Here is a 25,960-nt window from a genome sequence, read left to right on the forward strand (position 1 = left end):
ATGAGCCGCCTTCCGGGTTCCACCTACCGGCTGCAGTTCTCGAAGGACCGGACGTTCGCCGACGCGCGGGCGCTCACCGGCTACCTCGACCGGCTCGGGATCGGGGCGCTCTACGCCTCCCCGCTGCTCGAGTCGGGGACCGGGTCGAACCACGGCTACGACGTCGTCGACCCGTCCCGGATCTCCGCGGAGCGCGGCGGCGAGGCCGGTCTGCGCGCCCTGCTCGGCACGCTGCGCGAGCACGGGCTGACCCTGCTGCTCGACATCGTGCCGAACCACGTCGGCGTCGCGCGGCCCGCGGAGAACCCGTGGTGGTGGGACGTGCTGACGCACGGGCAGTCGTCGCGGTGGGCGCACCACTTCGACGTCGACTGGGGCGCAGGCCGGATCCTGCTCCCGGTGCTCGACGCCGACGAGGCCGGCGCGCTGGAGAACCTCACCGTCACCGACGGCGAGCTGCGTTACCACGAGCACCGCTTCCCGGTCGCCCCCGGCACCGGGGACGGCACCGCGCAGGAGGTGCACGACCGCCAGCACTACCGGCTCGCGTCCTGGCGGCGCGGCGCGGCGGAGCTGACCTACCGCCGGTTCTTCGACGTGTCCGACCTGGCCGCGGTGCGGGTCGAGGACCCGGCGGTGTTCGCCGACGCCCACCGGACGGTGCTGGAGCTGCTGCGCGGCGACGACACGATCGTCGGGCTGCGCGTCGACCACCCGGACGGCCTGGCCGATCCCGGCGGGTACGTGCGCCGGCTGCGCGCCGAGATCGGGCCCTGGAAGTGGCTGCTGGTCGAGAAGATCCTCGCCGTCGGCGAGGACCTCCCCGCCTCGTGGCCGGTCGACGGCACCAGCGGTTACGAGGCGCTGCGCGAGATCTGCGGGGTGTTCGTCGATCCCGACGGCGCCGGGCTCCTGACCCAGTTCGCCGCCGAGCACACCGGTGCGAAGCCGTCCGCGCACGCTGTGGAGGACGACGGCAGGCACCTCGTCGTGGACCGGATCCTCGTCGCGGAGGTCCACCGGATCGCCGACGCGTTCCGGGCCGGACCGGGCGCGGACGCCGCGGCCACCGGCGTCGACCTCACCGCGGTCACCGCCGAGGACCTGCACGACGCGGTCGCCGAGTTCCTCTGCGGATTCCCGGTCTACCGCTCCTACCTGACCCCGGCGATCGCCGAGGGGCGCGCCGCCGCCGACACCGCCGTGTCGGTCGCCCGCACCCGGCGTCCCGACCTGGCCGCGGTGGTCACCGCCCTGCACGCCGGCCTCGTCGCCGACCCCGGCTCGGAGTACGCGACCCGGCTCCAGCAGACCTCCGGCATGGTCACCGCCAAGGGCGTCGAGGACACCGCGTTCTACCGGTACAACCGCTTCGTCGCGCTCAACGAGGTCGGCGGCGACCCGGCCCGGTTCGGGGTGTCCCCCACCGAGTTCCACGCCGGCCTCACCCACCGCGAGGCGGGCCGGTCGCGCACGATGACCACGCTGTCCACCCACGACACCAAGCGCTCCGAGGACGTCCGGGCGCGGCTCGCGGTGCTCGCCGAGCGGCCGGGTGACTGGACCGAGCAGGTCCGCAGGTGGTCGGTGCGCCACCCGCTGCCGGACCGCTCGCTGGAGCTCCTCGCCTGGCAGTCGCTGGTCGGGGCGTGGCCGATCCCGGCCGAGCGGCTGGCGTCGTACCTGGGCAAGGCCTCGAAGGAGGCCAAGCTCGTCACCTCGCACACCGACGCGGTGCCCGAGGTCGACGAGCGGATCGCCGCCTGGGCGGGCGAGGTGCTCGCCGACGCCGAGCTGGTCGCCGAGATCGAGGCGTTCGTCTCCGGGATCGCCGGCCCGGGCTGGTCGAACTCGCTGGGCCAGAAGCTGCTGCAGATGGCCGGGCCGGGCGTGCCCGACGTCTACCAGGGCACCGAGCTGTTCGAGTACTCGCTGGTCGACCCGGACAACCGGCGGCCCGTCGACTTCGGGGTCCGCGAACGCCTGCTGGAGCGGATCGACGGCGGCTGGCAGCCCCCGGTCGACGCCTCCGGTGCGGCGAAGCTGCTGGTGACGTCGGCGGCGGCGCGGCTGCGGCGGTTCCGGCCGGAGCTGTTCTCCGGCTACGGGCCCCTCGACGCGCAGGGCACCGCGGCGTCGCACGCGGTCGCGTTCTCCCGCGGCGGCGGGGCGCTGGTCGCCGTCGCCACCCGCCTGCCGGAGGGCCTGGCCCGCCGCGGCGGGTGGGGCGACACGACGCTGCCGCTGCCCGGCGGGTTCGACGACTGGCACGACATGATCGCGAACAAGCCGGTGGACGGCCCGGCACCGGCGCTCGCCGGGCTGCTGGACCGCTACCCCGTGGCGCTGCTGGTCCGCCCCGCCTGAGGCGGGCTACTCCTCGTCGTCGACGAGGTGGACGGCGGCCTCCTCCGCCGACGCCCCCGCCCCGTCGATCCCGGCGTCACCGGCGACGAGCTGCTGCTCGCCGCCGTCGCTGCCGTCGAACGACGCGTCGTCGACGGTGAGCCGGCCTGCCCGGCGATCGCCGACCTCGCCGTCCCGGAGTTCGCCGTCGGTCCCGGTGGTGTCGCCGAGGTCCTCCCCCGTGGCGTCGTCGGTGTCGCGGTCGGTGTCGCGGTCGGTGTCGTCCTCGAGGGCCGGGTCGGTGGCGTTCCACGGGTCCGGTTCCTCGTCGGCGAGGCGCTCGTCGAGCGACTCGTGGTCGCGGGAGTTCCACGGCCGTTCCGGCGGCGAGTAGCCCTCGTCCAGCACGTCGGTGACACCGCCGTACTCCAGGGTGTCGTCGGGTTGCAGCTGGGCGTGCTGGTCGGTGTCGTCACCGCTGTCCGGGTCGGCCATCGAGGCAGCGTAGCGCCGGGTGAGCGGCGCCACCCCCGCCCGCCCGCGCGGGATCCCCCACGGGTGCGGAAGGATCGACGCCCGTGACGGAGTTCGCGGTGTGGGCCCCTGACAGGAACCGGGTGAGCGTCCTGGTCGGCGACGACCGGATCGCGCTGGACCCCGCACCCGGCGGGTGGTGGCGGACCGAACTGCCCGACCACGGGCACGGCACCGACTACGCCTTCCTGCTGGACGACGACCCCGCCCCGCTCCCCGACCCACGTTCCCGCTGGCAGCCGGGCGGGGTGCACGAACGGTCCCGGGTCTACGACCACGACTCGTTCTGGTGGACCGACGACACCTGGACCGGCCGCACCCTGGCCGGGTCGGTGCTCTACGAGTGCCACATCGGCACCTTCACCGACGAGGGCACCTTCGACGCGGCGATCGGCCGGCTCGACCATCTCGTCTCGCTCGGGATCGACCTGGTCGAGGTGCTGCCCGTCAACGCCGTCGACGGCCCCGTGAACTGGGGCTACGACGGCGTCGCCTGGTACGCCGTCACCGGCAACTACGGCGGCCCGGACGCCTTCAAGCGGTTCGTCGACGCCTGCCACGCCCGCGGCCTCGGCGTCGTGCTCGACGTCGTCTACAACCACCTCGGGCCCTCCGGGGCCTATCTGGACCGGTTCGGCCCGTACTTCGCCGGATCGAACATCTGGGGCCCGTCGCTGAACCTCGACGGCGGCGGCTCGGACGAGGTCCGCCGCTACGTGATCGACAACGCGCTGATGTGGCTGCGCGACTTCCACGTCGACGGGCTGCGGATCGACGCCGTGCACGCGCTGCGCGACACCCGTGCCCAGCACGTCCTGGAGCAGCTCGCCGTCGAGGTCACGGCCCTGGAGGCGCACGTCGGGCGTCCGCTGTCGCTGATCGCCGAGTCCGACCTCAACGACCCGCGGATGATCACCGCGCGGGAGGGCGGCGGCTACGGGCTCGACGCCCAGTGGGCCGACGACGTCCACCACTGCCTGCACACGGTGCTCACCGGGGAGGGCCAGGGCTACTACGGCGACTTCGCCGAGGCGGGCCTGGACGGGCTCGCGCACGTGCTGACGCGCGGGTTCCTGCACGAGGGCACCTGGTCGTCGTTCCGGGGGCGCAGTCACGGCGCCCCGATCGACACGGCACGGATCCCCGGCTCCCGGCTGGTGACCTACCTGCAGAACCACGACCAGATCGGGAACCGGGCCACCGGCGACCGGCTCACCCACACGCTGTCCCCCGGCCTGCTGGCCTGCGGCGCGGCGCTGCTGTTCACCTCCGGCTTCACCCCGATGCTGTTCATGGGCGAGGAGTGGGGCGCGCGCACGCCGTGGCAGTTCTTCTCCCGGTTCGGAGACCCGGGCCTGCAGCAGGCGGTCCGCGACGGGCGGCGCACGGAGTTCGCCGACCACGGCTGGTCCGACGCCGACGAGGTCCCCGACCCGAACGCGGAGTCGACGTTCACGGACTCGACGCTCGACTGGTCCGAGCCGGAGCAGGAGCCGCACGCGACGCTGCTGCGGATGCACCGCGAGCTCATCGCGCTGCGCCGCACCTGGCCGGAGCTGTCCGACCCGTGGCTGGACTCGGTCGGGGTCGACGTCCACGAGCAGGCCCGCACCCTGGTGATCGCCCGGGGCGCGATGCGGGTCGTGGTCAACCTGGGGCCGGAGCCCGTCACGCTGTCGCTCGGGTCGACGATCACCCGGATCCTGCTGGCGTCCGAGCCGACCCGCAGCGACGACGACTCGTTCACCGTTCCGGCGGAGGCGTTCGCGATCTGCCGTATCGCGGGGTGACGGCACCGGCGTTGCACCCGCTCGACCGGCAGACCCGGCCGGCGTGATCACCGGTCGGGAGGCGATCCGGCCACATCCGACCGTCTCCCTTCCCGATCGGTGATCACGGGCCCGGCCGGGAGGCATCACAGCTGGGCGAAGTGCTCCCGCTGTACCTCCAGGGCGCGGCCGATGGCGTCCTCGGCGTGGCCGTACTGCCGGGCGGCGACGAGGAGCCGGTCGGCCGCCTCCCGGACCTCGACGTAGTGCGCCCAGTGGGTGTCGAGGATGTGGTTCACCTTCGGCTGGAAAGCCCTCCTGGCGTCGAGCGACACCGGATCCTGGCCGACGGCCGGCAGGTTCCGCAGCCACTCTGCGTCTTTCAGGGCCGTGTACATCCGCTCGGCCTGGGCGGCGAGGATCGCGTGGACCTGGACGACGTTGCCGGTGGTGATCTGCACCATGAGGCTGTCGGAGGCGGTGCCTCGCGGGCGGGCTGCATCGATCGTCATGGCGACGCACGGTAGGAGCGGGCAGCACGGCCGGTCGCTGTTCGGACCGCGGCGTTCGCGGGTGCGAACCCGGTCGCCGAGCAGCGAGCGGTGGTCACGCAGCGAGAGTCCGAGGCTCACACCGAGTACCGGGGCTCCACGCGGTAAATTCGGGGCCCACACGGGGAATCCGGGGCCCACACGGCGAGTCCGGTGGTCACACGACGAGTCCGGTGGTCACGGGCGGCACGGGTCGTCACGCAGCGAGCCCGCGTGCGGTCCGGATCACCTCGGCGGTGAGCCGGACGGCCCGATCGCAGGACTTGTCGATCCAGGACCCCGGCCCCGGCGGCTCGACGTCGGCAGCCTGGGTCTGCGTGCGGATCAGCTGGCTCTCACCGGTGTCGACGAGGATCTCGCAGAGCGGGGCGATCGTTTCCCGCTCGGTGAGCCGGACGGTGCCGTAACCCTCGATCTCGCCGATCATCGCACCGTCGGCGCCGACCGCCTGCTCGGCATCGGACGGGAAGAACTGCACCGTGAAACCGAAGTCGCTGCCGTAGCCGCCCCAGTCGCACAGGCGGGTCGGCTTCCCCCCGACCACCGGCGCGGCCACCTGACGCCTCTCCGGGTCGACGCCGGCGGCCCTCAGGCTCTCCGGCGACACCGTCGCGCACGGATCGAGGCGGTTCAGGTCGATGTCCGCCGGCCGGGCCGGGAACGGATCCGGCGGCCCCAAAGGCGCGGACGCGCACCCCCCGAGCACGAGAACCAGCACGACCGCCGCCCACCACCGCGTCACGGACCCTCCTCGCCTCCGGTGAGACGCTAGCCCCTACCCCCTGTCCCGCACGGAGATTCCGGGGTGATCACCGATCGGGAAGCGATCCGGCCACGAACGGCCGTATCCCTTCCCGATCCGTGATCACGGGCTGCGGCGAGCCGGGACGGGCCGGACGCGAGCCGGCCGCGACCACCTGGGTGGTCGCGGCCGGAGAGGACGTGCGTGGGGGTGGGCTCAGATCAGGCCGAGCTTCTTCACCGCGTCGCGCTCCTCGACGAGCTCGGCGACCGAGGCGTCGATCTTCCCGCGGGAGAACTCGTCGATCTCCAGGCCCTGGACGATCTTCCACTCGCCGTTCTCGGAGGTGACCGGGAACGAGGAGATGATGCCCTCGGCGACGCCGTAGGAGCCGTCGGACGGGATCGCGGCGGAGACCCAGTCGCCGGCCGGGGTGCCGTTGACCCAGTCGTGGACGTGGTCGATGGCGGCGTTCGCGGCCGACGCGGCCGAGGACGCGCCCCGGGCCTCGATGATCGCGGCGCCACGCTTGGCGACGGTCGGGATGAAGTCGTTCTCCAGCCACTCCCGCTCGACCTGCTCGGCGGCGATCTTGCCGCCGACCTCGGCGTGGAAGAGGTCGGGGTACTGGGTGGCGGAGTGGTTGCCCCAGATCGTGAGCTTGGAGATCTCGTCGAGGCCGACGCCGAGCTTCTTGGCCAGCTGGGCCAGCGCACGGTTGTGGTCGAGGCGGGTCATCGCGGTGAAGCGGTCGGCCGGGACGTCCGGCGCGGACGCCTGGGCGATCAGGGCGTTGGTGTTGGCCGGGTTGCCGACGGCGAGCACGCGGATGTCGCTCGCGGCGCCGTCGTTGATGGCCTTGCCCTGGGGACCGAAGATGCCGCCGTTGGCCTCGAGCAGGTCGCCGCGCTCCATGCCCTTCGTGCGGGGACGGGCGCCGACCAGCAGGGCGACGTTCGCGCCGTCGAAGGCGGCCTTCGCGTCGTCGTGGATGTCGATGCCGCGCAGCAGCGGGAACGCGCAGTCGTCGAGCTCCATCGCGGTGCCCTCGGCGGCCTTGACGGCCTGCGGGATCTCGAGAAGGTTCAGCTTGACCGGGGTGTCGGGCCCCAGCAGCTGCCCGGAGGCGATCCGGAAGAGCAGCGCGTAACCGATCTGGCCAGCGGCTCCGGTGACGGTGACGGAAACGGGGGTAGCAGACACGACGCGGACCCTAGCCCTGTCAGGCGTCGCACGCCGCGACGGGGAGCACACGGATCGCTCCAGGTGGCACGAACCACACCCGGTAGCGTCGACGTCCGTGCACGCCCTCCCGGTGACCGACCGGTCCGCGGCCCCCGATCTGGCCCGTGGGGCGGCGCTGCTGCTCATCGCGATCGCCAACGCCCACACGTTCGTCACGCACCGCGGGATCGGCGTCCGCACCTACCCGCGGGACCTCTCCGGGGTCGACGCCGTCGTCGCCACGGTGCAGCTCACCCTGGTCGACGGCCGTGCGTACCCGCTGTTCGCGGTGCTGTTCGGGTTCGGGATCGCGGGCCTCGCCGCCCGCCGCACCCCGCCCGGCGCGCGGGCCGGCGACGACGTCGTGGCGTTGGTCCGCCGGCGCGGCGGCGCGCTGCTCGCGATCGGTGCGATCCACGCGGTCCTGCTGTGGCACGGCGACTTCGTCGCCGCGTACGGGCTGATCGCGGTGCTGGCGGCCGGGTTGCTGGCCCGGGGCACGACCCCACAGCTGGTGACGACGGCGGCGGCGACGACCGCCCTCGCCGTGCTGCTCCACCTGCCGGTGGCGCTCACCGATGCCGGGGCACCGTCGGCGTCGCCGTCGCTGGTGCAGCCGGACGCCCTCGTGGCGATGGCGGACCGGTTCGGCGAGTGGTTGTTCGGCAACCTGCTGCTGAGCGCGCTCGCGCTCACCGGCGCGGCCGCGGTCGGCGTGCTGCTCCACCGGTCCGGGCTGCTCGCCGACCCGGCCCGGCACCGCCGCCCGCTGCGACGACTGGCCGTCGCCGGGATCGCGACGGGTGTCCTCGGCGGGCTGCCGATGGCGCTCGTCGCCGCGGGGGTCTGGTCCCCGCCGACGACGGTGCTGCTGGTGCTCGGGCCGCTGCACGCGCTCACCGGGTACGCCGCCGGCGTCGGCTACGCGGCGCTGGCCGGGCTGGTCGTGGCGCGGCGCGCCGGGCGTGGGCCGGGCCGCGTCGGCGCGGCGCTGGAGGCGACCGGGCAGCGGTCGTTGTCGGCGTACCTGGCGCAGTCGGTGGCGTTCGTGGCGTTGTTCCCGGCCTGGACGCTCGAGCTGGGTGCGGGCCTGCCGCTGTGGGCGGCGGCACTGTGCGGGACCGGGGTCTGGGCGACGACGGTGCTGGTGGCGACGTGGTCGGCACGCACCGGCGGGCGCGGCCCGGCCGAGTCGCTGCTGCGCCGCCTGACGTACTCCCGGCCCGTCGGCCCGGGGCTGGGGTCGCGCCCGTGACCGGCCGGGAGGATCCCGCGCACCGCGACGAGCCGGACGACCGTCCGCCGTGGCAGGGAGCGCCCGGGTACTCCGGTGTGGACGACCCGGATCCCGGTCCCGGCGGGGTGCCCCCGCACGCGCCGCTGCCCGGCGCCCCGCCGTACCCGCCGGGGACCGGGCCCGACGAGTGCGCGCCGTCCGACCGGGAGCCGTCGCCGGTCGAGCGGCTGCTCCCCCGGTGTGTCGCGGCGAGCGCGGGCTGGGTGGCGGTCGCGCTGCTCCTGGCGCTGGTCACCGGTGTGGTGTCGTGGCCGCTGCGCGGGATCGCGCTCGTCGTACCGTGGGGGCTGACGGCCGTCGCGCTGCTCATCCCGGCCCGCCGCGGCGCCGGCCCGGGTGGACTGGTGGCGCTGGCGTTCGGTCCGTTCTGGCTGCTGCACGCGCTGCTGGTCGGTCTGCTCGGCTGGTGAGCGACGGCCCCTCCGGCCGCGGCGGGCCATCCGTCGCGATCTCGAGTGGCAGCACACGGTGCGTGCCGGAATGATGCGTTCCGCACCGCCCGTCCCGGCGAAGGAGCTCCTCGTGGCGCAGCACGACCCGTACGTCCTGCCGATGGTCGACGTCGCCGACAAGTGGGTGGTCCGGTGCGACTGCGGGTGCGGCGCCTTCGAGCAGTACGCCACCCAGGACGAGGCGCAGGACCGGTCCGACGCTCTCCGCGCCGAGAACGAGCCGCCGGCGTCGGAGCGCGCACAGGCCGTCGACGAGGTCCGGGCGGCGGAGGGCTCCGACCCGGTCTGAGGAACGCCGCTACCGCTGCCGCGGGAGCAGCGGGCCCAGCGGTCCGAGCTCGATGTTGAGGTCCTGCGCGGTGAGTCCGAACCGCTCGGTCAGCTCCTCCATCGCGGACTCCAGGTGCATGAGCGACGTACCGAGGTCCTCGATCTGGTCGTCGGTGAGATCGCCCTGGTCGACCCGCCGCAGCACCTGCTTCTCCATCAGCTGACGCAGCAGTTCGACGATCGTCAGCACCAGCTTCATCAGGTCCCGCTCGACCGACTCACGGTCGATCTCGACCCGGCCGGCGGGCCGGGCCGGGCGCGACCCGGGCTCCGGGGCGCTCATCCACCGGCCCCCGGGAGCGCACGCGGCTCAGCGGCGGCGACACGCCCGTCCCCGTGGGGCACGTCCTCCGCCGGCGCGATCGAGGTGATGAGCGCGCGCAGCGAGATCCGGACGAGATCGACGCCGGCCAGCGAGATCGTCACGTCCCCGGTGAGCACCACTCCCCCGGCGAGCAGCCGGTCCAGGAGGTCGACGAGTGCCACCTCGCGGTCGCCGAACAGTCCGGTCGGTTCGGTCATCCGTCGTCACCGCCCGGGGCGGTCCCGGCGAACGAGTACGGCACCCAGGGGCCGGTCACCTCGACCAGCAGCGCGGGCGTCGCGGCCGCCTCCACGGCGGCCCGCCACCGGTCGGTGTCGTCCGTGTCGACGAGGTAGGCCGCGTTGAGCACCATCTTCTCGGTCCGGCCGGTGAGCGCGGCGTCGTGGACGCGGTGCCGGCGCGCCTCGACCGCGGCCCCGGCGACGGCGTCGTGCAGGCTCTCGGCCGCCCGGAACGCCTCGTCGGTCCGGGCCTCCGCCGCCCCGGCGGCGGCACGGCGGCGGCGCAGGTACTCCGCCCCGGACGACGGCCGCTCGCCCCGCGCCGCGGGTGCGGCCTGCGGGGCCCACGCCTTCAGCCCCCACTCGGCCCGGCCGTGCACCCGGTCGAGGACGGCCTCGAACCCGGACCGGCGCTCGTCGAGGACCGCACGGACCCGCGCGTCGTCGGTGAAGACGGTCGCGAGGGCCAGCGGCGCCACGTCGGACGAGCGCCCGACCTCGTCGACGACGTGGTGGTGCGCGCGGGCGGTCGCGGTGAGCCAGTCGAGGTCCTGGAGACGCTCGTCGATCGCGTCCTGCGCGAAGTCGGCGGCAGGCACCCGGCTGACGACGGCGTGCAGCCCGGACCCCGCGACGACCCGGACGGGCGCGTCGAGCACCCCGGTCAGTGTCGCGAGCCCGGGCGGCTCACGACGGGTGACGGCGTAGACGTACGACAGCTCGCCCGGCGCGGCCGCGGGGCTGTCGTCGGGTGTCTCCTGCACGGTCATCGCCTCCGGGAGCGGGTGCCGTCGTCACGGGCGCGGCGCCGTTCCGCCGGCTCGCGGGCCGGGGCGTCACGGGCGCGGCGGCGTGGTGCTCCCGCATCACGGCGCCGGGACGGGGCGGGGGGATCGTCGGGTCCGGGCCTGTCGATCCCGGCGCGCTCCTCGGTCCGGTCGGGCGGCTGCCGCTCCTCGTCCGCGTCGGCGGCGTCGGCACCGGTGTCGGCATCCGCGTCGGCGTCCGCGTCGGCGTCCGCGTCGGCGTCCGCGTCGGCGTCCGCGTCGGCGTCCGCGTCGGCGTCCGCGTCGGCGTCCGCGTCGGCGTCCGCGTCGGAGTCGAGGTCGTCGTCGTCGGCGTCCGCGTCGTCGAAGTCGTCGGAGTCGGAGTCGGAGTCGGAGTCGGCGTCGGCGTCGGCGTCGAGGTCGGAGTCGAGGTCGTCGGCAGCGGCGGCCGCCTCTGCTCCGGCGTCGTCGGCGTCGGCGTCGGCCCGGTGCCGGTCCGCTCCGTCGTCCGACGGGCCCGCCGGGGGCAGACCGTCGCGGCCCGCGGCGCGTTCCAGGGCCTCGACCCGCTCACGCAGGTGGGCGTTCTCGGTCTCCAGATCCTGCCGTCCGGCCGAGAGCGTCGGGTCGCGCTCCCACCAGTCGATGCCCATCTCCTTCGCCCGGTCGACGGACGCGACCACCAGCCGGATCTTGATCGTCAGCAGCTCGATGTCGAGGAGGTTCACCTGGATGTCCCCGGCGATGACGATCCCCTTGTCCAGCACCCGTTCCAGGATGTCGGCGAGGTTCGCCCCGTCGTTCCGGGACTCCTGCTGCCGCCGGGGCTGCCCGGACGACCAGCGCACCGTGTCGCTGCTCATGCCTCACCCCCGGTCCCGCGGGTGTAGCGGCGGACGCGCCGGTACGACACGAGCTCGGCCTCGCGGTCGAGCTCGGCCTCGTACACCCCGAGGACGTCGGCCGAGTCCGGGATCCGCCGGGACTCGACGACCTCCACCTCGATCGTCCAGCCCTCGTCGTGCCGGGAGACCGAGGTGACACCCTCCGGGGTGCGGCCGGTCATCTCGACGACCTGCTCCAACGCAGCCCGGGCGACAGCCCGCGCACCGAGCCGGGCCGGACGGGGCGGAGGTTCCGGTTCGCCCCCGCCGTCGTCGTCGCCGCCGTCGTCGCCGCCGTTGTCGCCGCCGTTGTCGCCGCCGTTGTCGCCGCCGTTGTCGCTGTCGTCCCCCTCGTCCTGGCCCTCGTCGGTCCCGTCGTCGCCCTCGATCTCGTCGATGTCGTCGTCGATCTCGTCGATCTCCTCGATCTCGTCGTCCGGGGCTGCATCGTCGGGCGCCTCCTCGTCCTCCGCGACCCGGTCCTCCGGGACCTCGTCCTCCGCGGCCCGCCGCACCTGCCGCCGACGCCGGGGCGTGTCCTCCGCCGCCCGTCGCCGGGGGCCGTCCCCGGCCGCCCGGCGCCCGGGCGCCTCGTCGGCGGCACGGCGCCGCGCCCCGTCACCGGTGGACCTGCGCCGAGGGGCGTCGCCCGCCGGTGCCCGGCGCGCCGCATCCCCGTCGGCCCGGCGACGCCGCGGCCGCTCGCCGGTCCCCTCCCCGTCGGCCCGGCGGCCCGGTTCCTCACCCGACCGCGCCCTCTTCGGCCGGGCACCGCCCTCCGCGCGGGGACGCCGCGGGGCCGTCGCCTCGTCACGCCCGGGTGCCTCGGCACCGTCCCGGCGGCGGGCAGCGGATCCTCCCCGGGCGGTGCGGCGCTCCGCGCGATCGCCCGGCCCGCCTCCCGCGCGGTCGTGATCACGGCCGCCGCCGTCGTCGTCGCGGGTGGTCCGTCGCCGGACGGGGCGGTCAGCCACTCCGGCCTCCCCCACCGCGGTCGATCAGCCGCCCGAGGAGCTCCTCCTGGCGGGCGTCGCGCTCGGCCTCGTCGATCTCGCCGTCCTCGAACGCCCGCTCCGACTCGTCGATCTTGCGACGGATGACGGCAGGGTCGTTCATCTCCCGGTCGACCTCGGCCTCGATCTGCTCGGCGATCCACATGACGCCCCGCACCGGGGCGAGCGGCAGCGTCAGGATCCCGGTCAGCAACCCCATCTCACTCCTCCGTCCCGGCGTCGGGAGCGGGCAGGAAGTCGAACGGGGCGACCGGCCCGATCAGCTGCAACGACACCCGGTCCCCCCACTCGTCGCCGAGCGCGTCGACCGCGGTGTCGAACTCCGCGCGGCGGTCACGGCGGACCAGCACCGCGAGGTGCACCGCGCCGTCCTCACCGCCGACCTCCTTGACCACGATCCCCTCGCACTGCGGCTCCAGCAGCTCGACGGCGGCCTCGGCGTCGGCGGTGCGCAGGCGTTCCACCTCGTTCGCGATCCGCTCGCCGAGCGTGATCCGCTCGTAGTGGGTGGCGTCGGGATCGGTGTCGCGCAACGACCGGCTCATCTCGGCGATCTCCGGGTCGCGGTCGACGATCCCGCCGAGCAGGAGGTCCTCGTCGTAACGGCCGTAGAGCACGAACTGCAGACACCCGTCGAGGCGCCGCAGCACGTCGACGAAGAAGTCGTGGTTCTCCTCCAGCAGCTCGTCGACGACGGCCAGGTCGTCGGAGACGACGCCGCCGAACTGCATCGGCAGCACCGTCACCTCTGCCGCCACCGCGTTCACGACCCGCTCGTGCGCCATCAGGTCGTCACGCCGGCCCAGGGGCCGGTCCGTCGGGACGTCGCTGACCACCGCCGCGAGCTCGCGGTGGTCGAGCAGACCGATCTCACCCCCCGGTGCGCCCACCGGGTCCAGGTCGCCGGGGATCCGGGCGCCCGCGGCGACCACCCCGTACACGTAGACGCCGTTCCCGGCCGTTCCCTCGCTCACCTGCGCTTCTCCCCCTTGCGCTCACCGCGGAACTCGTCGAACTTCTCCTTCCCCGCCTCCAGGACGCCGCGCGTCGTGCCCTTCGCGCCGCCCTCGTACGCGCTCTCGGTGAGCCCGCTGACGACCTGCCCGAGGTCCTTGCCGCCCTTCTGGTGCAGGTCGAGCCGGTTGGTGGCCTCCGCGAAACGGAGGTACGTGTCGACGCTGGCGACGACGATCCGCGCGTCGATCGTGACGAGCTCGATGCCGACCAGCGACACCTTCACGAACACGTCGATGACCAGGCCCTTCTCCAAGATCAGGTCGATCACCTGGGCGAGGTCCCCCTGCGGTGCGCGGGAGACCCGGCCCCCTTCCTGACGGCTGACGGTCACCCGTCATCCCCTCCTCTCGTACGGCGTGGAAGGCCCGGCCGGTGCCGCCGGATCAGGACGCACCGGCCTTGCGGCGGCGCGGGGCGGTACGGCCCCGACGGCCGCCGGACCCGTTGCGGCCACCGTCGTCCGCGGGCTCCGGCTCCTCGCGTTCGTCGTCGTCGGCGTACTCGCCGGCGTCCAGGTCCTCGTCGAGGTCCTCGACATCCAGGTCGTCGCCGTCCTCGTCCTCGGGGACCTCGTCGACGACCTCGTCCTCGTCGAACTCCTCGAACTCGTCGTCGGGCCCGCCTGCCGGCTCCTCGACGTCGTCGTCGGCGTACTCGGCGGCCTCGCCCTCGTCGTCCTCGAGTTCCTCGTCGGCGCCGTCGTCGTACTCGTCGTAGGCGTCGTCGTCGTACTCCTCGTCCTCCCGGGCACGCTCCTCCTCGAGCGCCTCCTCGTGGGTCCTGACGACCTCGCTGTCGCGGATCTCCCCGCGCCAGCCCTCGAGCTCCTCGCGGTTCACGAGCGTCTCGACCATGACGTGCCTGCGGTAGTGCTTGAACTCGAGCCGGGCCCGCCGGCCCACGGCACGCCAGACGTTCCCGGTCTTCTCGAACAGCCCGACCGGGTAGTACTCCAGGACCAGCAGGACCTTGGTCAGCTGCGGCGCGAGCTCGTGGAACGTCACGATGCCGTTGACGTAGCCCTTCGCGCCGCCGGAGCGCCAGACGATGTGGCTGTCCGGGACCTGCTCGATGATCGTCGCGTTCCAGGTCCGCTTGGACAGGAACACCTGGGCCCGCCAGGTGGTCTTCTCGTCGGACTCCTGCTCGACGCTGTGCACCTTCTTCATGAAGCTCGGGAAGTCGGCGAACTGCGTCCACTGGTCGTAGGCGACGCGGACCGGGACCCCGACGTCGAGCTCCTCGACGATGTTCATGAACTTGACCTTGCCGCGCTGCCCGCCGCCCGGGCCGCCGGATCCCCCGGAGCCGCCGGAGTCGTCGGAGTCGTCGTCCGAGCCGCCGCCGAGCCCGACCGCGCCGAGCACCTTGTCCTTCGCCGCCGACAGGCCGCCCTTCAGCGCGCCCGTCACCGGGTTCCCGCCCTGCAGCATCGCCGTGCCGCCACCGAGCGCGGCCCCGAGCCCGGCGCCACCGTTCTCGGTGACGTCGGTGAGCCGTCCGGTCAGCGCGTCGACCCGCTCCAGAGCCGCCCCGACCGCCCGGTCGGTCACCGCACCGAGCAGGGTCATCGCCGCGTCCTTCAACCGGTCCGTGGGCAGCTGCGCGAGGCCCGAGGCCTGGTCGGCGACGTCGTCCGCCGGGTTCGCCTCAGGCATCGTCGCCCCCGCGGCGGGGCCGGGTCGTGCTGCCGCGGCCGCCACCGCGGGCCGTGCGCCGGGTGCCCGACGCCGAGTCCGATCCGCTGCCGGACCGGCCGCCCGTGCTGCGCGCCCGGGACCGCGACGCCGTGCCGGACGCCGCCGACTTCGCCGACTTCGCGGTCTTCGCGGTCTTCGCCGCCCCCGAGGCCCCCGACGCGGCCGTGCGCCGCCGTGCCGGTGCCTTCGCCGTCGCCCCGGTCGCGTCACCGGCCGCGGCGCCGGAACGGCGGCCGCCGGTGCCCCGGCGGCCGTCGTCGGCCGCGGTGTCGTCGACCGCGTCGTCGGCCGAGTCGTCGGCCGAGTCGTCCCTGTCCTCCGCGGTGTCGTCCGCCGTGTCGTCCGCGGTGTCGTCGCCCCCGTCCGTGCCGGCGTCGCCGGGGCCGGAGTCCCCGGCCGACCGGCGGGACCGGCCCGCCGACGCGAGCCGCCCCGTCGTCCGGCGCGCGGCGTCCAGACCGTCCGCGGTGGACCCCGCGACGGCGCCCGCCGTGTCGCCCACCGTCTCGACACCGGCCCCGGCGACGTCACCCGCCGTGTCCGCCACCTTCTCCACCGGCTTGCCGAGGTTCTCCACCCGCTCGACGAGCGAGTCCGTCAACGACTCCATGCGGCTCGCCGCGGCGGCGAGCGCCGCGTCCCTCCCGGCCTCCACCAGACGCCCGGTGATCGCCTCCCGCAGTCGCGACACGTCGGCCGACCCGGCCGCCAGCTTCGCGCCCTTTCCCAGCAGATCCGTGGGCGAGAGATCGAGTTTTCGACCGGCCAGCGCGCCGCCCAGCATGATCGCCAGTTTCATCTTCTTCGTGCGGCCGAGGACATACCCCCCGAGCACCGCCATCCCCACCTTCGCGGCCGAACTCATGAATGACCACTCCTCCGATACGAGAATGCGATCTTGACCGCTCGGCGCACCGTCGAGATCGACTTCTGTCGCGACGCTCCCACCGAGATCAGCTGCAACGCCGACTGCACAAAGCCTCGCACGGGTCACGTTCCGGCGCGACGTTACAGCGAATGGTCAATTTCCGTACGCCTCCGTCCGGAGCAACATGGGATTGCGCCGTAAAGGTGTGCGGCACACCGTGGACGGGCTGACGCAAATGCTGTCACTAGACCGGAAGAGGGGACCCGGTGAATCGGACGGCGCATGATCTTCCCGAGAGATCCTCAATGGAATCAGCTCGTTCTCGATCACTGGTGATCACGTTTCCGGAGTCCCCCGGGCAAAAGAATTCTTCACTCGAAGAGAGCAGCATGATCCGGGAAATACGGTGCCACCTGCATGGTTCCGGAGCAGGGCCGGAGCGGGGATGGCACGGGGGTGGCGCGGGGGCGGGACCGGCGGGCGCGGACGCGCGGCGCAACGGTCGGGAGCCTGCGGCCGTGACCGTCCGCAGTGGTCGCCGGCCACCCCGCCCGCGGCCGGACGGCAGCGGCGCGGGGTGGCAGGGCGGGGCCGGGAGGGCCGGGTGCGGGTGTGTCAGTCCCGGCGGCGGGAGGTGATCACGCCGGTGTTGAACCCGGCCAGGTGCAGCCCGCCGGCGAAGCGGGCGTGCTCCACCTTGAGACAGCGGTCCATCACGACGTCGAGGCCGGCCTGCTCGGCACGGCGGGCGAGGTCGGCGTCGAACAGGCCGAACTGCAACCAGAACACCGACGGGTGCGGGTCCAGCGCCAGCACCTCGTCGAGCACCCCCGGGAGGTCCTCCGGCTTCCGGAAGACGTCGACGAGGTCGGGGACGACGGGAAGCTCCGCCAGCGAGGGGTACACCGGGCGGCCGAGGATCTCGGTCGCGTGCGGGTTCACGAAGTACACGTCGAACCCGGTGGAGGCCAGCAGGTAGGTCGCGACGAAGTTGCTGGCGCGGGCCGGGTTGGGCGACGCACCGACCATCGCGACGGTCCGGGTGTCGCGCAGGATCCGCTGCCGCCGCCACGCGGGCGGGTTCTCCCAGGTCACGCGTCCTCCTTCAGCGCTGCGGTGAGGGCCTGGTCCAGGTCCCACACGATGTCGTCCGGATCCTCGAGACCGACCGAGATCCGGATCATGTCCGCGGGGACGCCGGCCTGGTCCAGCTGGTCGGGCGTGAGCTGCTGGTGCGTCGTCGACGCCGGGTGCAGCACGAGCGTGCGCGCGTCGCCGACGTTGGCGAGATGGCTGCACAGCTGCACCGACTCGATGAACCGGGCGCCCGCGTCGCGGCCGCCCGTCACACCGAACGCGAAGACCGCGCCCGGCCCGTCCGGCAGGTAGCGCCCGGCGCGCTCGTGGTGCTCGTGCGAGGGCAGCCCCGGGTAGGTCACGTACTCGACGCGCGGGTCGGCCTCCAGCCACTCCGCGACCCGGCGGGCGTTAGCGACGTGCTGGTCCATCCGCTGCGGGAGCGTCTCGACGCCCTGCATCAGCAGGAACGCCGAGTGCGCCGACAGCGTCGCGCCGACGTCGCGCAACTGCTCGGCCCGCAGCTTCGTGAGGAAGCCGAGTTCCTGGAAGTTGCCCCACCACGTGAGCCCGCCGTACGACGGCACCGGCTCGGTCATCTGCGGGAAGTTCCCGTTGCCCCAGTCGAAGGTGCCCGCGTCGATGACGACGCCGCCCAGCGTGGTGCCGTGGCCGCCGAGGAACTTCGTCACCGAGTGGATGACGATGTCGGCACCGTGCTCGAGCGGGCGGCACAGGTACGGCGTCGCCAGCGTCGCGTCGATGATCAGCGGCAGGCCGCGGGCGTGCGCGACCTCGGCGAGCCCGGCGATGTCGGCGACCTCCCCGCCCGGGTTCGAGATCACCTCGGCGAACACGAACTTCGTGTCGTCGCGGATCGCCGCGGCGTAGTCGGCCGGGTCGGTGCCGGGCACGAACGTCGTGTCGACGCCGAAGCGCCGCAGCGTGACGTCGAGCTGGGTGATCGTGCCGCCGTAGAGCCCGGCCGCGGCGACGGCGTGGTCCCCGGCCCCGGCGAGCGCCGCGAAGGTCAGGAACTCCGCCGACTGCCCCGACGCCGTGCAGACCGCGCCGATCCCGCCCTCCAGGCTGGCCAGCCGTTCCTCCAGCGCCGACACCGTCGGGTTGGCGATCCGGGAGTAGATGAGCCCGTACTTCTGCAGCGCGAACAGCGCCGCGGCGTCGTCGGTGTCCCGGAAGACGTAGCTGGTGGTCTGGTGGATCGGGACGGCCCGCGATCCGGTCTCCGCGTCCGGCACCGTGCCCGCGTGCACGGCCCGGGTGCGGAAGCCCCAGGCCCGGTCCTGCTGCTGGTGATCGCTCACGGTCCCCATCCTGCCTCCTGACCGCGCGGCATGGCGCGGGGTACCGTCCGATCATGCGCACCGTACGCCCGGAACATCCCTGTCGACCCGTCTGCGCCGCATGAGGATCGACGCGCGCGTCCGCGACTCGCTGGAGACCGTCGCCCGGGACGTCCGGGCCTGCGAGGAGATCGGGTACGACGGCGCCTGGAACGGCGAGAACCGCGCCGACGGCCTGCTGCCCCTCGTGCTCGCCGCCGAGCACTCGACGCGGATGCAGCTCGGCCCGTCGGTCGCGATCGCCTTCGCGCGGACGCCGATGACGGTCGCCTACCCGGCCTGGGACCTGCAGCGGTTCTCCGGCGGACGGCTGGTGCTCGGCCTCGGCAGCCAGATCCGGCCGCACGTCACCCGCCGGTTCTCGATGCCGTGGTCGCGGCCGGCCGCGCGGATGCGGGAGTTCGTCGTCGCGCTGCGGGCGATCTGGCGGAGCTGGGAGACCGGCGAGCCGCTCGCGCACCGCGGCGAGTTCTACGACCACTCCCTGATGACGCCGGCGTTCGTCCCGCCGCCGAACCCGCACGGCCCGCCCGCGGTGTTCGTGGCCGCGGTCGGTCCGCAGATGCTGCGGGTGGCGGCGGAGGTCGCCGACGGGCTGTTCGTGCACCCGTTCTGCACCACCCGGTACCTGGAGGAGGTCATCGCCCCGGCGGTGGCCGAGCACCGGCCGGCGGGCATGGCGCCGCTGGAGATCGCGCTGTCGCCGTTCGTCGCGTTCGACGACGCCGACGTGGCCGAGGTGCGCCGGCGGATCTCCTTCTACGGCTCGACCCCCGCCTACCGGCCCGTCCTGGAGCTGCACGGCCTGGGCGAGCTGCAGGACGAGCTCAACGCGCTGTCCAAACAGGGCCGGTGGGACGACATGGTCCCGCTTGTCGACGACGACCTGCTCGACCTCATGTGCGCCACCGGCGACACCGCGGGCGTCGCCGACGGGCTGCGCCGGCGCTGGGGCGGGACCGCGGACCGGCTGCGGTTCACGGTGCCCGGTGAGATCCCGCCGCCGGAGCGCTTCGCCGACCTGGTGGCCGCGCTCCGCGCCTGACGGGGTTCACAGGTGGGTGCGGAGGAACTCCAGCACCCGCCGGGTCGCGTCGGTGGCGGCCGGCTCGTCGTAGGCCGCGTGCAGCGGCGAGCGCCGCGCGGCCGCACCGAGCACGCCCTCGGTCCGCGTCATGAACGAGTGCCCGGCGTCGGGGTAGACCTTCACGTCGTGCGGGATCCCGCGCTCGGCGAGATCGGCCTCGAGACGTTCCGGGTAACCGTCGGCGAACTGCGCGTCCCGGCCGCCGAAGCTGGCGACCACCGGGCAGACGGGCTCCACCCGGGTGCCGCTGCGGCCGTAGAACGGCACCGCCACCCGGTACAGCCCGGTCTGCGACAACAGCATCGCGAAACCGCCGCCCATGCAGAACCCGATGGCACCGATCCGGTCGCCGTCCACCGTGGGCTGGCCGGCGAGCCAGCGTCGCGCGGACTCGCAGTCCCCCAGCGCCGCGCCCCGGCCGGACGCCATCGTCGCCATCGTGGAGGCGACGCACAGCGGCTTCACCTTCCCGCGGGCGAACAGGTCCGGGATGAGGACGGTGTAGCCCTCGCGGGCGAGCTCCCGGGCGATCCGGCGCATCTCCGGGGTCATCCCGAACGCCTCGTAGATCATGACCAGCGCCGGGCCGGGCTCACCGGTCTCCGGCCGCGCCAGGAACCCGGGCAGGGTCCCGCCGTTGACGCTGGGAACCGCGACGTCCGCCTCGACCGTCATCCTCGACCGCCCTTCCGGACCCGCACGAGGCCCTCCTGCATCGTCGTGGCGACCAGACGGCCGTCCGCGGTGAAGAACCGGCCCGACGCCAGCCCGCGCCCGCCGGACGCGGCCGGCGAGTAGCAGGTGTAGAGCAGCCACTCGTCGGCCCGGAACGGCTCGTGGAACCACATCGCATGGTCCAGGCTGGCCATCTGCACGCCGTTCGCGGGCGCGTCGTGCCGGGCGACGACGGAGCCGAGCAGCGTCAGGTCGCTGGCGTAGGTCAGCAGGCAGACGTGCAGCAGCTTCTCGTCCGGGAGCGTCCCGTCGGCGCGCAGCCACAACCGCATCGGCTCGTCGGACGGCCCGGTCCAGCGCTGCGACGACACCGGCTCGTCGATCAGCCGGATGTCCAGCGGCCGGGGCAGCCCGGCCATCCACCCGCCGTCGCCGCGCACGGCGCGGGCGCCGAGGTCGTCGATCCGGTCCGGTGCGGGGACGCCCTGGGGCATCGGCTCGGAATGCCGCAGCCCGTCCTGCTCCATCTGGAACGACGCCGACAGCGAGAAGATCGCCTCGCCGCGCTGGATCGCCAGCACCCGGCGGGTCGTGAACGACCGCCCGTCCCGCACCCGCTCGGTCTCGTAGACGATCGGGATGTTCGGGTCGCCGGGCCGGATGAAGTACGCGTGCAGGGAGTGCACCGGACGGTCGCCGGGCACCGTCCGCCCGGCCGCCACCAGCGCCTGCCCCGCGACCTGCCCGCCGAACACCCGGGGCAGCGAGACCGGCGGGCTCACGCCGCGGAAGAGGTTGTCCTCCAGGCGTTCGAGGTCCAGCAGCGAGACCAGGTCGTCGAGGACGGCCTGGCCGCGCGGCTCGCCGTCGGCGGCGGTCGCCTGCGGCTCGGTCGCGGGAACGGGTTCGGCGGGGCTCACGGGACGGGAGTATGCGCGATCAGGTGAGGTCGTCCTCGCCCAGGCGGTGCACCCGGATCAGGTTGGTCGAGCCGACGGTCGCGGGCGGCGAGCCCGCGACGATCACGACGAGGTCGCCCGGCTTGAACCGGCCGATCGACAGGATCGCGTGGTCGACCTGCCGGACCATGGCGTCGGTCGAGTCCACCTTGTCGACCAGGAAGGTCTCCACACCCCAGGTCATCGCGAGCTGGCTGCGGACCGCAGGCTCGGGGGTGAAGGCCAGCAGCGGCAGCCGGGTGTGCAACCGGGCGAGCCGGCGCACGGTGTCACCGGACTGCGAGAACGCGACCAGCGCACGCGCCGAGAGCCGCTCGCCGATGTCGCGGGCCGCGTACGACAGCACGCCCCGCTTGGTGCGCGGCACGTGGTTCAGCGGCGGCACGGTCGCGGGGCCGGACTCGACGGCCTCGACGATCTCGGCCATCGTCCGCACCGTCTTGATCGGGAACCGGCCGACGCTCGTCTCGCCGGAGAGCATCACGGCGTCGGTGCCGTCGAGGACCGCGTTCGCCACGTCGCTCGCCTCGGCCCGGGTCGGCCGCGAGTTGGTGATCATCGAGTCCAGCATCTGGGTGGCCACGATGACGGGCTTGGCGTTCTCCCGGGCGATCTGCACCGCGCGCTTCTGCACCAGCGGGACGTTCTGCAGCGGCAGCTCGACGCCGAGGTCGCCGCGGGCGACCATGATCCCGTCGAAGGCCAGGACGACGGCCTCGAGGTTGTCGACCGCCTCCGGCTTCTCCAGCTTCGCGACGACCGGGACCCGGCCGTAGCCGGTGCGGTCCATGATCTTGTGGACGAGCTCGATGTCGGCGGGGCTGCGCACGAACGACAGCGCGACGACGTCGGCCCGCAGCGCCATCGCGAACTCGAGGTCGGCGATGTCCTTCTCCGACAGCGCCGGCACCGAGATGTTCATCCCCGGCAGGGAGAGGCCCTTGTTGTCGGACACCGGGCCGCCCTCGGTGACCCGGCAGACGACGTCGTTGCCCTCGACGGCCACGACCCGCAGGCCGACCTTGCCGTCGTCGACGAGCATGCGGTCGTCGACCTTCGCGTCCTGCGCGAGTCCCTTGTAGGTGGTGGAGACGCGGTCGTGGGTGCCGGCCACGTCGTCGCACGTGATCCGCACCTCCTCGCCCGTGCGCCACTCGGTGGGCCCGTCGGTGAACCGGCCCAGGCGGATCTTCGGGCCCTGCAGGTCGGCCAGGACGCCGACGGCGCGACCGCTGGAGTCGGCGGCGTCGCGGACCATGTCGTAGACGCGCTTGTGGTCCTCGCGATCGCCGTGGCTGAAGTTGAGCCGGGCCACGTCCATCCCGGCGTCGACGAGATCCCGGATCCGGTCAGGTGTCGCGGTGGCCGGCCCGATGGTGCAAACGATCTTGGTTCGACGTGTCACGGGACCAGCGTAGCGCTGTACTGGAACGATCAGGTTCCCGGCGCAAGGCCAGTCGGTGTCCGGTCGGGTGGAGCCGGTGGAGGAGACTGGGGTCGTGCGTGTCCAGCCGTTCGTCCTCGCGGTCCTGCTCAGCCTGGTCGTGCTGTTCACCCCGGCCTCCGGGGTGCCGACCGCACCGCCCGGCACCGACAAGATCGTGCACCTGCTCGTCTTCGCCCTGCTCGCCTGGACCGGGCGCACCGCGGGATTGCGTCCGTGGCCGCTGCTGGGCGGGCTCGTCGTGTACGCGGCGGCGTCCGAGGTGCTGCAGGCCGCGCTGCCGATCGGCCGCAGCGGCGACGTGCTGGACGGACTCACCGACATCGCCGGCGCCCTGCTCGGACTCGGCCTGTACGTCGGGACGGCGAGGCTGCGCTCCGGCGAGCGGTCCGGCCGGTCGCGGCTCGGCTGAGCGGCTCGGCTCGCTGCCTGAGTCAGCGGTTCGAGCCCGAGGACCCCGGCGACACACCACCGCGGACACCGTCCCCGGTGCGCGAGCCCGGATCCGCAGGTGCCCTTTCCTGGAATCGCTGCTCGGGGAAGCGATTCCGCAGAAGGACCCCCGGGGGGGGGATCGCACGCACACCGCCGGACACCCGGCCCGGGGCCCAGGACCGATCCCTTCCCGGACATCGCTGCCCGAGGAAGCGATTCGCCAGAAGGGCACCCCCTCCCGGCGGGCCACGCCGACGCGACCTGCACCTACGGCACGGCACGGCACGGCACGGCACGGCACGGACAGCAGAGTGACGCACGCAGCGCACCGGCGGGCAGGACAGACCGGCAGGACAGGCGGGCAGAACGCGCAGTGGCGGCCGCGGCAGTCCCGTGACCCGGCACCGCTGCCGCTCAGCGGCGGGGCTGCTCGCTCGGCCCGACGTGGTCGGCCAGCCACTCGGCGAGCGGACCCGCTGCGCGCCAGACCTTCCGGACCCGGTCCCTGGCCCGCGGGCCGTGCAGGACCTCGTCCGGCGGCCACCGGCGGGACACGAAGAGGCCCTTGTGCCGCAGCAGGTCCAGTCGCGGGTGGTCGGGGTCGGTGCCACGCGGGCGGGTCTTGAGGGTCTCCCCGCCGACGGCCAGCCCGTCCTTCTCGGCGGCCGCCAGCCGGTCGCGGAGATCCTCGCCGCGGCGCTCGTCGTCCACCGCCGTGCGGAACCGGGCGACCTGGTCGGGCGCCATCATGTAGTAGCCACCCGCGGCGAGCATGCCCTCGGACGACACCTCGACGTAGAACGGTGCGGTGTAGCCGCCGCAGTGCGTCTTGTACGGCGTCTTGTCCGCGGAGAACCGGACGTCGCGGTGCGGGCGGAAGACCTTCCCGGCGCCGAACTCGTCCTCCAGGTCGGCGAGGAGGGCGAGCATCGGGGCGCGGACGTCGCGTTCGTAGACCTCGCGGTTGTCCGTCCAGTACGCCCGGGAGTTGTCGGCGAGCAGGCCGTCGTAGAACTCGACCGCGGCGTCGCCGAAGCCGGAGAAACCGGCCACGGCGCTCACGCCTCCGTGCGGTCGGGCGCGGACTCCTCGTCGGGGTCCGGTTCCGGGTCGGCCTGCCGGAAGTCCTCGCGCCCCTTCGGGGCGAACGCGATGTAGGCGACCGCACCGACGAACACCACGGCGGACACGACGACGTTGATCCGCAGGTCGCCGAACACCCGGGTGGCGGGGTCGGTGCGCATCAGCTCGATGAAGAACCGGCCCAGCGTGTAGCCCGCGACGTAGACGGCGAACGCGCGGCCGTGGCCGAGCCGGAAGCGGCGGTCGGCGAACACCACGACCGCGGCGACGACGAGGTTCCACAGCAGCTCGTAGAGGAACGTCGGATGGACGACCGCGATCGGCGTCGGGTCGATCGCGACGCCGCCGAGGGCATCCTCCAGCCCGGTCGCCGGATCCACCCGCCGGTAGATCTCCAGCCCCCACGGCAGCGTCGTCGGACCGCCGTAGAGCTCCTGGTTGAACCAGTTGCCGAGCCGGCCGACCGCCTGCGCGACGACGATGCCGGGCGCGACGGCGTCGGCGAAGACCGGTAGCGGGACGCCGAGGCGCCGGCAGCCGATCCACGCACCGACACCACCGAGCGCGACGGCGCCCCAGATGCCGAGCCCGCCGTTCCAGATCTCCAGCGCGCCGAGCGGGTCGCCGCCGGGTCCGAAGTACGTCTGCCAGTCGGTCGCGACGTGGTAGAGCCGCCCGCCGACCAGGCCGAACGGGACCGCCCAGACGGCGACGTCGAGGACCGTGCCGGGCCGCCCACCGCGGGCGACGAGCCGCTTCTCCCCCCACCACAGCGCGAGCGCGATGCCGGCGACGATGCAGAGCGCGTACGCGCGGATCGGGATCGGGCCGAGGTGCCAGACACCACGGTCCGGACTCGGGATGGCGGCGAGCGCGGTGGTGACGGCCGGGGTGAGTGCGGACGCGAGCACTGGTTCAGGCGCCGGTGCGGCTGCAGGAGGGGTGGAACCCCGCGGCGACAAGGCCGCGGACCGCGGAGGCGGGATCGCCGCTGGTCACCAGGCCCTCGCCGACGAGCACCGCGTCGGCGCCCCAGCCGGCGTAGGTGAGCAGGTCACCGGGGCCGCGGACACCGGACTCGGCCACCTTGATCACGTTGGAGGGCAGTCCGGGCGCGATCTCGCCGAACACCGAGCGGTTCACCTCGAGGGTGTGCAGGTTGCGCGAGTTGACGCCGATCAGCGTCGCACCGGCCTCCAGCGCGCGGTCGCACTCCTCCTCGGTGTGCACCTCGACGAGCGGGGTCATCCCGAGCGACTCGACCCGGTCGAGCAGCGAGTCCAGCACCGGCTGCTCCAGCGCGGCGACGATCAGCAGCACGACGTCCGCGCCGTGCGCGCGGGCCTCGTGCACCTGGTACGGCGTGACGATGAAGTCCTTGCGCAGCAGCGGGACGTCGACCCGCGCACGGACGGCGTCGAAGTCGGCGAGCGAGCCGCCGAACCGGCGCTGCTCGGTGAGCACGCTGATCACGCGGGCGCCGCCGTCGGCGTAGGTCTCCGCCAGGTCGGCCGGGTCCGGGATGTCGGCCAGCGACCCCTTGGACGGGCTCGCCCGCTTCACCTCGGCGATGACGCCGACACCGGGCTCGCGCAGCGCGGCCATCGCGTCCCGGGGAGGCGGCGCGGCCGCGGCCCGGCGCTTGATCTCCTCGAGATCGACCGCCTTCTCCCGCTCGGCGAGGTCCTCCCGGACACCCTCCACGATGGATTCCAGGACGCTCGGCACACCGCCGCCGGCTCCGTCGTGCTGTCCCGTGCCCACCGTGTCGACTCCTTCTCCACCTCGCGCGTCGT

Annotated in this window: 29 protein-coding genes; 7 read left to right on the forward strand and 22 right to left on the reverse strand. The window is 73.8% G+C overall.

What is annotated here, in order from left to right; all coding sequences use genetic code 11:
* Positions 1-2,367, forward strand: coding sequence for a malto-oligosyltrehalose synthase (treY, locus tag PP1_RS05585; RefSeq protein ID WP_010230089.1), 2,367 nt, complete (start codon positions 1-3; stop codon positions 2,365-2,367).
* A 6-nt stretch (positions 2,368-2,373) separates the two neighbouring features.
* On the opposite strand, the gene PP1_RS05590 is transcribed toward treY, so the two are convergent.
* A complete protein-coding gene (locus PP1_RS05590) occupies positions 2,374-2,841 on the reverse strand; it encodes a DUF5709 domain-containing protein (protein ID WP_029239534.1) in 468 nt (155 codons plus the stop codon).
* 83 nt (positions 2,842-2,924) lie between these two features.
* Here PP1_RS05590 and treZ point away from each other — a divergent pair, with 83 nt between their 5' ends.
* The gene (gene treZ / locus PP1_RS05595) at positions 2,925-4,670 is read left to right on the forward strand and encodes a malto-oligosyltrehalose trehalohydrolase (protein WP_075314131.1); all 1,746 of its coding nucleotides are present in this window, start codon (positions 2,925-2,927) and stop codon (positions 4,668-4,670) included.
* A gap of 125 nt (positions 4,671-4,795) precedes the next feature.
* Here treZ and PP1_RS05600 read toward each other — a convergent pair whose 3' ends face one another.
* The 3 genes from PP1_RS05600 to PP1_RS05610 all read right to left on the reverse strand — a co-directional run bounded on the left by PP1_RS05600 (position 4,796) and on the right by PP1_RS05610 (position 7,145).
* Entirely contained in the window at positions 4,796-5,161 is a 366-nt protein-coding gene (locus PP1_RS05600) for a hypothetical protein (protein WP_227012640.1), read from the reverse strand.
* A 235-nt stretch (positions 5,162-5,396) separates the two neighbouring features.
* Positions 5,397-5,942: a DUF3558 family protein gene (locus PP1_RS05605; protein ID WP_010230100.1), complete on the reverse strand. Its 546-nt coding sequence runs from the start codon at positions 5,940-5,942 to the stop codon at positions 5,397-5,399.
* 216 nt (positions 5,943-6,158) lie between these two features.
* Complete coding sequence (locus PP1_RS05610; protein ID WP_010230103.1) at positions 6,159-7,145, reverse strand: malate dehydrogenase; 987 nt, start codon at positions 7,143-7,145, stop codon at positions 6,159-6,161.
* 97 nt (positions 7,146-7,242) lie between these two features.
* On the opposite strand from PP1_RS05610, the gene PP1_RS05615 reads away from it, so the two are divergent.
* The 3 genes from PP1_RS05615 to PP1_RS05625 all read left to right on the forward strand — a co-directional run bounded on the left by PP1_RS05615 (position 7,243) and on the right by PP1_RS05625 (position 9,204).
* Positions 7,243-8,421, forward strand: coding sequence for a DUF418 domain-containing protein (locus tag PP1_RS05615; RefSeq protein ID WP_075314130.1), 1,179 nt, complete (start codon positions 7,243-7,245; stop codon positions 8,419-8,421).
* Positions 8,418-8,873: a hypothetical protein gene (locus tag PP1_RS05620; RefSeq protein WP_010241729.1), complete on the forward strand. Its 456-nt coding sequence runs from the start codon at positions 8,418-8,420 to the stop codon at positions 8,871-8,873. The genes PP1_RS05615 and PP1_RS05620 overlap by 4 nt, the downstream gene beginning before the upstream one ends.
* A gap of 112 nt (positions 8,874-8,985) precedes the next feature.
* Complete coding sequence (locus tag PP1_RS05625) at positions 8,986-9,204, forward strand: hypothetical protein (RefSeq protein ID WP_139323842.1); 219 nt, start codon at positions 8,986-8,988, stop codon at positions 9,202-9,204.
* 9 nt (positions 9,205-9,213) lie between these two features.
* Here the strand turns inward: PP1_RS05625 and PP1_RS05630 are convergent, their stop codons facing one another.
* From PP1_RS05630 to PP1_RS05685, 12 genes are all read right to left on the reverse strand, one after another.
* Positions 9,214-9,528 (reverse strand): gas vesicle protein K, encoded by a 315-nt coding sequence (locus PP1_RS05630; RefSeq protein WP_010241726.1) that lies wholly within the window; start codon positions 9,526-9,528, stop codon positions 9,214-9,216.
* Complete coding sequence (locus tag PP1_RS05635; protein ID WP_010241725.1) at positions 9,525-9,767, reverse strand: gas vesicle protein; 243 nt, start codon at positions 9,765-9,767, stop codon at positions 9,525-9,527. The genes PP1_RS05630 and PP1_RS05635 overlap by 4 nt, the downstream gene beginning before the upstream one ends.
* Positions 9,764-10,555 carry a GvpL/GvpF family gas vesicle protein gene (locus PP1_RS05640; RefSeq protein WP_170918883.1) on the reverse strand — a complete coding sequence of 264 codons (792 nt, stop codon included), beginning with the start codon at positions 10,553-10,555 and terminating at the stop codon, positions 9,764-9,766. Before PP1_RS05640 ends, PP1_RS05635 begins: the two co-directional genes overlap by 4 nt.
* Before the next feature lie 2 nt (positions 10,556-10,557).
* A complete protein-coding gene (locus tag PP1_RS31545) occupies positions 10,558-11,421 on the reverse strand; it encodes a gas vesicle protein (protein ID WP_083697089.1) in 864 nt (287 codons plus the stop codon).
* Positions 11,418-11,957, reverse strand: a complete 540-nt coding sequence (locus PP1_RS05650) for a gas vesicle protein GvpO (RefSeq protein WP_249265964.1) — start codon at positions 11,955-11,957, stop codon at positions 11,418-11,420. Before PP1_RS05650 ends, PP1_RS31545 begins: the two co-directional genes overlap by 4 nt.
* Before the next feature lie 451 nt (positions 11,958-12,408).
* Positions 12,409-12,654, reverse strand: a complete 246-nt coding sequence (locus PP1_RS05655) for a gas vesicle protein GvpG (protein WP_010228950.1) — start codon at positions 12,652-12,654, stop codon at positions 12,409-12,411.
* A gap of 1 nt (position 12,655) precedes the next feature.
* Positions 12,656-13,429, reverse strand: coding sequence for a GvpL/GvpF family gas vesicle protein (locus PP1_RS05660; protein ID WP_010228949.1), 774 nt, complete (start codon positions 13,427-13,429; stop codon positions 12,656-12,658).
* Complete coding sequence (gvpJ, locus tag PP1_RS05665) at positions 13,426-13,803, reverse strand: gas vesicle protein GvpJ (RefSeq protein WP_010228946.1); 378 nt, start codon at positions 13,801-13,803, stop codon at positions 13,426-13,428. Before gvpJ ends, PP1_RS05660 begins: the two co-directional genes overlap by 4 nt.
* A 52-nt stretch (positions 13,804-13,855) precedes the next feature.
* A complete protein-coding gene (locus PP1_RS05670) occupies positions 13,856-15,130 on the reverse strand; it encodes an SRPBCC family protein (RefSeq protein ID WP_083697326.1) in 1,275 nt (424 codons plus the stop codon).
* The gene (locus PP1_RS05675; protein WP_139323841.1) at positions 15,123-16,037 is read right to left on the reverse strand and encodes a hypothetical protein; all 915 of its coding nucleotides are present in this window, start codon (positions 16,035-16,037) and stop codon (positions 15,123-15,125) included. Before PP1_RS05675 ends, PP1_RS05670 begins: the two co-directional genes overlap by 8 nt.
* A 618-nt stretch (positions 16,038-16,655) precedes the next feature.
* A complete protein-coding gene (locus PP1_RS05680) occupies positions 16,656-17,135 on the reverse strand; it encodes a CoA-binding protein (protein ID WP_010239825.1) in 480 nt (159 codons plus the stop codon).
* Positions 17,132-18,451 carry an O-acetylhomoserine aminocarboxypropyltransferase/cysteine synthase family protein gene (locus tag PP1_RS05685; RefSeq protein ID WP_010239823.1) on the reverse strand — a complete coding sequence of 440 codons (1,320 nt, stop codon included), beginning with the start codon at positions 18,449-18,451 and terminating at the stop codon, positions 17,132-17,134. Before PP1_RS05685 ends, PP1_RS05680 begins: the two co-directional genes overlap by 4 nt.
* 91 nt (positions 18,452-18,542) lie before the next feature.
* Here PP1_RS05685 and PP1_RS05690 point away from each other — a divergent pair, with 91 nt between their 5' ends.
* Positions 18,543-19,526, forward strand: a complete 984-nt coding sequence (locus PP1_RS05690) for a TIGR03617 family F420-dependent LLM class oxidoreductase (protein WP_010239820.1) — start codon at positions 18,543-18,545, stop codon at positions 19,524-19,526.
* A 6-nt stretch (positions 19,527-19,532) separates the two neighbouring features.
* Here PP1_RS05690 and PP1_RS05695 read toward each other — a convergent pair whose 3' ends face one another.
* Genes PP1_RS05695 through pyk form a run of 3 tightly spaced genes read right to left on the reverse strand, consistent with a single transcriptional unit; the run spans position 19,533 to position 22,607 of the window.
* Positions 19,533-20,243 (reverse strand): dienelactone hydrolase family protein, encoded by a 711-nt coding sequence (locus tag PP1_RS05695; protein WP_010239817.1) that lies wholly within the window; start codon positions 20,241-20,243, stop codon positions 19,533-19,535.
* On the reverse strand, positions 20,240-21,163 hold the full coding sequence (locus tag PP1_RS05700; RefSeq protein WP_010239813.1) for an acyl-CoA thioesterase: 924 nt from the start codon (positions 21,161-21,163) through the stop codon (positions 20,240-20,242). The genes PP1_RS05695 and PP1_RS05700 overlap by 4 nt, the downstream gene beginning before the upstream one ends.
* Before the next feature lie 19 nt (positions 21,164-21,182).
* Positions 21,183-22,607: a pyruvate kinase gene (gene pyk, locus PP1_RS05705; RefSeq protein WP_010239810.1), complete on the reverse strand. Its 1,425-nt coding sequence runs from the start codon at positions 22,605-22,607 to the stop codon at positions 21,183-21,185.
* Between the two features lie 94 nt (positions 22,608-22,701).
* Between pyk and PP1_RS05710 the strand changes: the two genes are divergently transcribed.
* A complete protein-coding gene (locus PP1_RS05710) occupies positions 22,702-23,058 on the forward strand; it encodes a VanZ family protein (protein WP_033200367.1) in 357 nt (118 codons plus the stop codon).
* A gap of 437 nt (positions 23,059-23,495) precedes the next feature.
* Here the strand turns inward: PP1_RS05710 and PP1_RS05715 are convergent, their stop codons facing one another.
* Genes PP1_RS05715 through trpC form a run of 3 tightly spaced genes read right to left on the reverse strand, consistent with a single transcriptional unit; the run spans position 23,496 to position 25,892 of the window.
* On the reverse strand, positions 23,496-24,143 hold the full coding sequence (locus tag PP1_RS05715) for a DUF2461 domain-containing protein (protein WP_010239804.1): 648 nt from the start codon (positions 24,141-24,143) through the stop codon (positions 23,496-23,498).
* Complete coding sequence (gene lgt, locus PP1_RS05720; RefSeq protein WP_010239801.1) at positions 24,140-25,075, reverse strand: prolipoprotein diacylglyceryl transferase; 936 nt, start codon at positions 25,073-25,075, stop codon at positions 24,140-24,142. The genes PP1_RS05715 and lgt overlap by 4 nt, the downstream gene beginning before the upstream one ends.
* Positions 25,076-25,079: 4 nt before the next feature.
* Positions 25,080-25,892, reverse strand: coding sequence for an indole-3-glycerol phosphate synthase TrpC (trpC, locus tag PP1_RS05725; RefSeq protein WP_029239858.1), 813 nt, complete (start codon positions 25,890-25,892; stop codon positions 25,080-25,082).
* Positions 25,893-25,960: the final 68 nt, after the last annotated feature.

This window comes from Pseudonocardia sp. P1, from assembly GCF_000178675.2.
Taxonomy (GTDB): domain Bacteria; phylum Actinomycetota; class Actinomycetes; order Mycobacteriales; family Pseudonocardiaceae; genus Pseudonocardia.

Coding starts and splice junctions, on each gene's coding strand:
- PP1_RS05695 (WP_010239817.1), bottom strand. CDS start 20,243: ATGACGGTCGAGGCGGACGTCGCGGTTCCCAGCGTCAACGGCGGGACC.
- PP1_RS05590 (WP_029239534.1), bottom strand. CDS start 2,841: ATGGCCGACCCGGACAGCGGTGACGACACCGACCAGCACGCCCAGCTG.
- PP1_RS31545 (WP_083697089.1), bottom strand. CDS start 11,421: ATGAGCAGCGACACGGTGCGCTGGTCGTCCGGGCAGCCCCGGCGGCAG.
- PP1_RS05685 (WP_010239823.1), bottom strand. CDS start 18,451: ATGGGGACCGTGAGCGATCACCAGCAGCAGGACCGGGCCTGGGGCTTC.
- PP1_RS05675 (WP_139323841.1), bottom strand. CDS start 16,037: ATGAGTTCGGCCGCGAAGGTGGGGATGGCGGTGCTCGGGGGGTATGTC.
- PP1_RS05670 (WP_083697326.1), bottom strand. CDS start 15,130: ATGCCTGAGGCGAACCCGGCGGACGACGTCGCCGACCAGGCCTCGGGC.
- PP1_RS05655 (WP_010228950.1), bottom strand. CDS start 12,654: ATGGGGTTGCTGACCGGGATCCTGACGCTGCCGCTCGCCCCGGTGCGG.
- PP1_RS05690 (WP_010239820.1), top strand. CDS start 18,543: ATGAGGATCGACGCGCGCGTCCGCGACTCGCTGGAGACCGTCGCCCGG.
- PP1_RS05600 (WP_227012640.1), bottom strand. CDS start 5,161: ATGACGATCGATGCAGCCCGCCCGCGAGGCACCGCCTCCGACAGCCTC.
- PP1_RS05630 (WP_010241726.1), bottom strand. CDS start 9,528: ATGAGCGCCCCGGAGCCCGGGTCGCGCCCGGCCCGGCCCGCCGGCCGG.
- treY (WP_010230089.1), top strand. CDS start 1: ATGAGCCGCCTTCCGGGTTCCACCTACCGGCTGCAGTTCTCGAAGGAC.
- PP1_RS05635 (WP_010241725.1), bottom strand. CDS start 9,767: ATGACCGAACCGACCGGACTGTTCGGCGACCGCGAGGTGGCACTCGTC.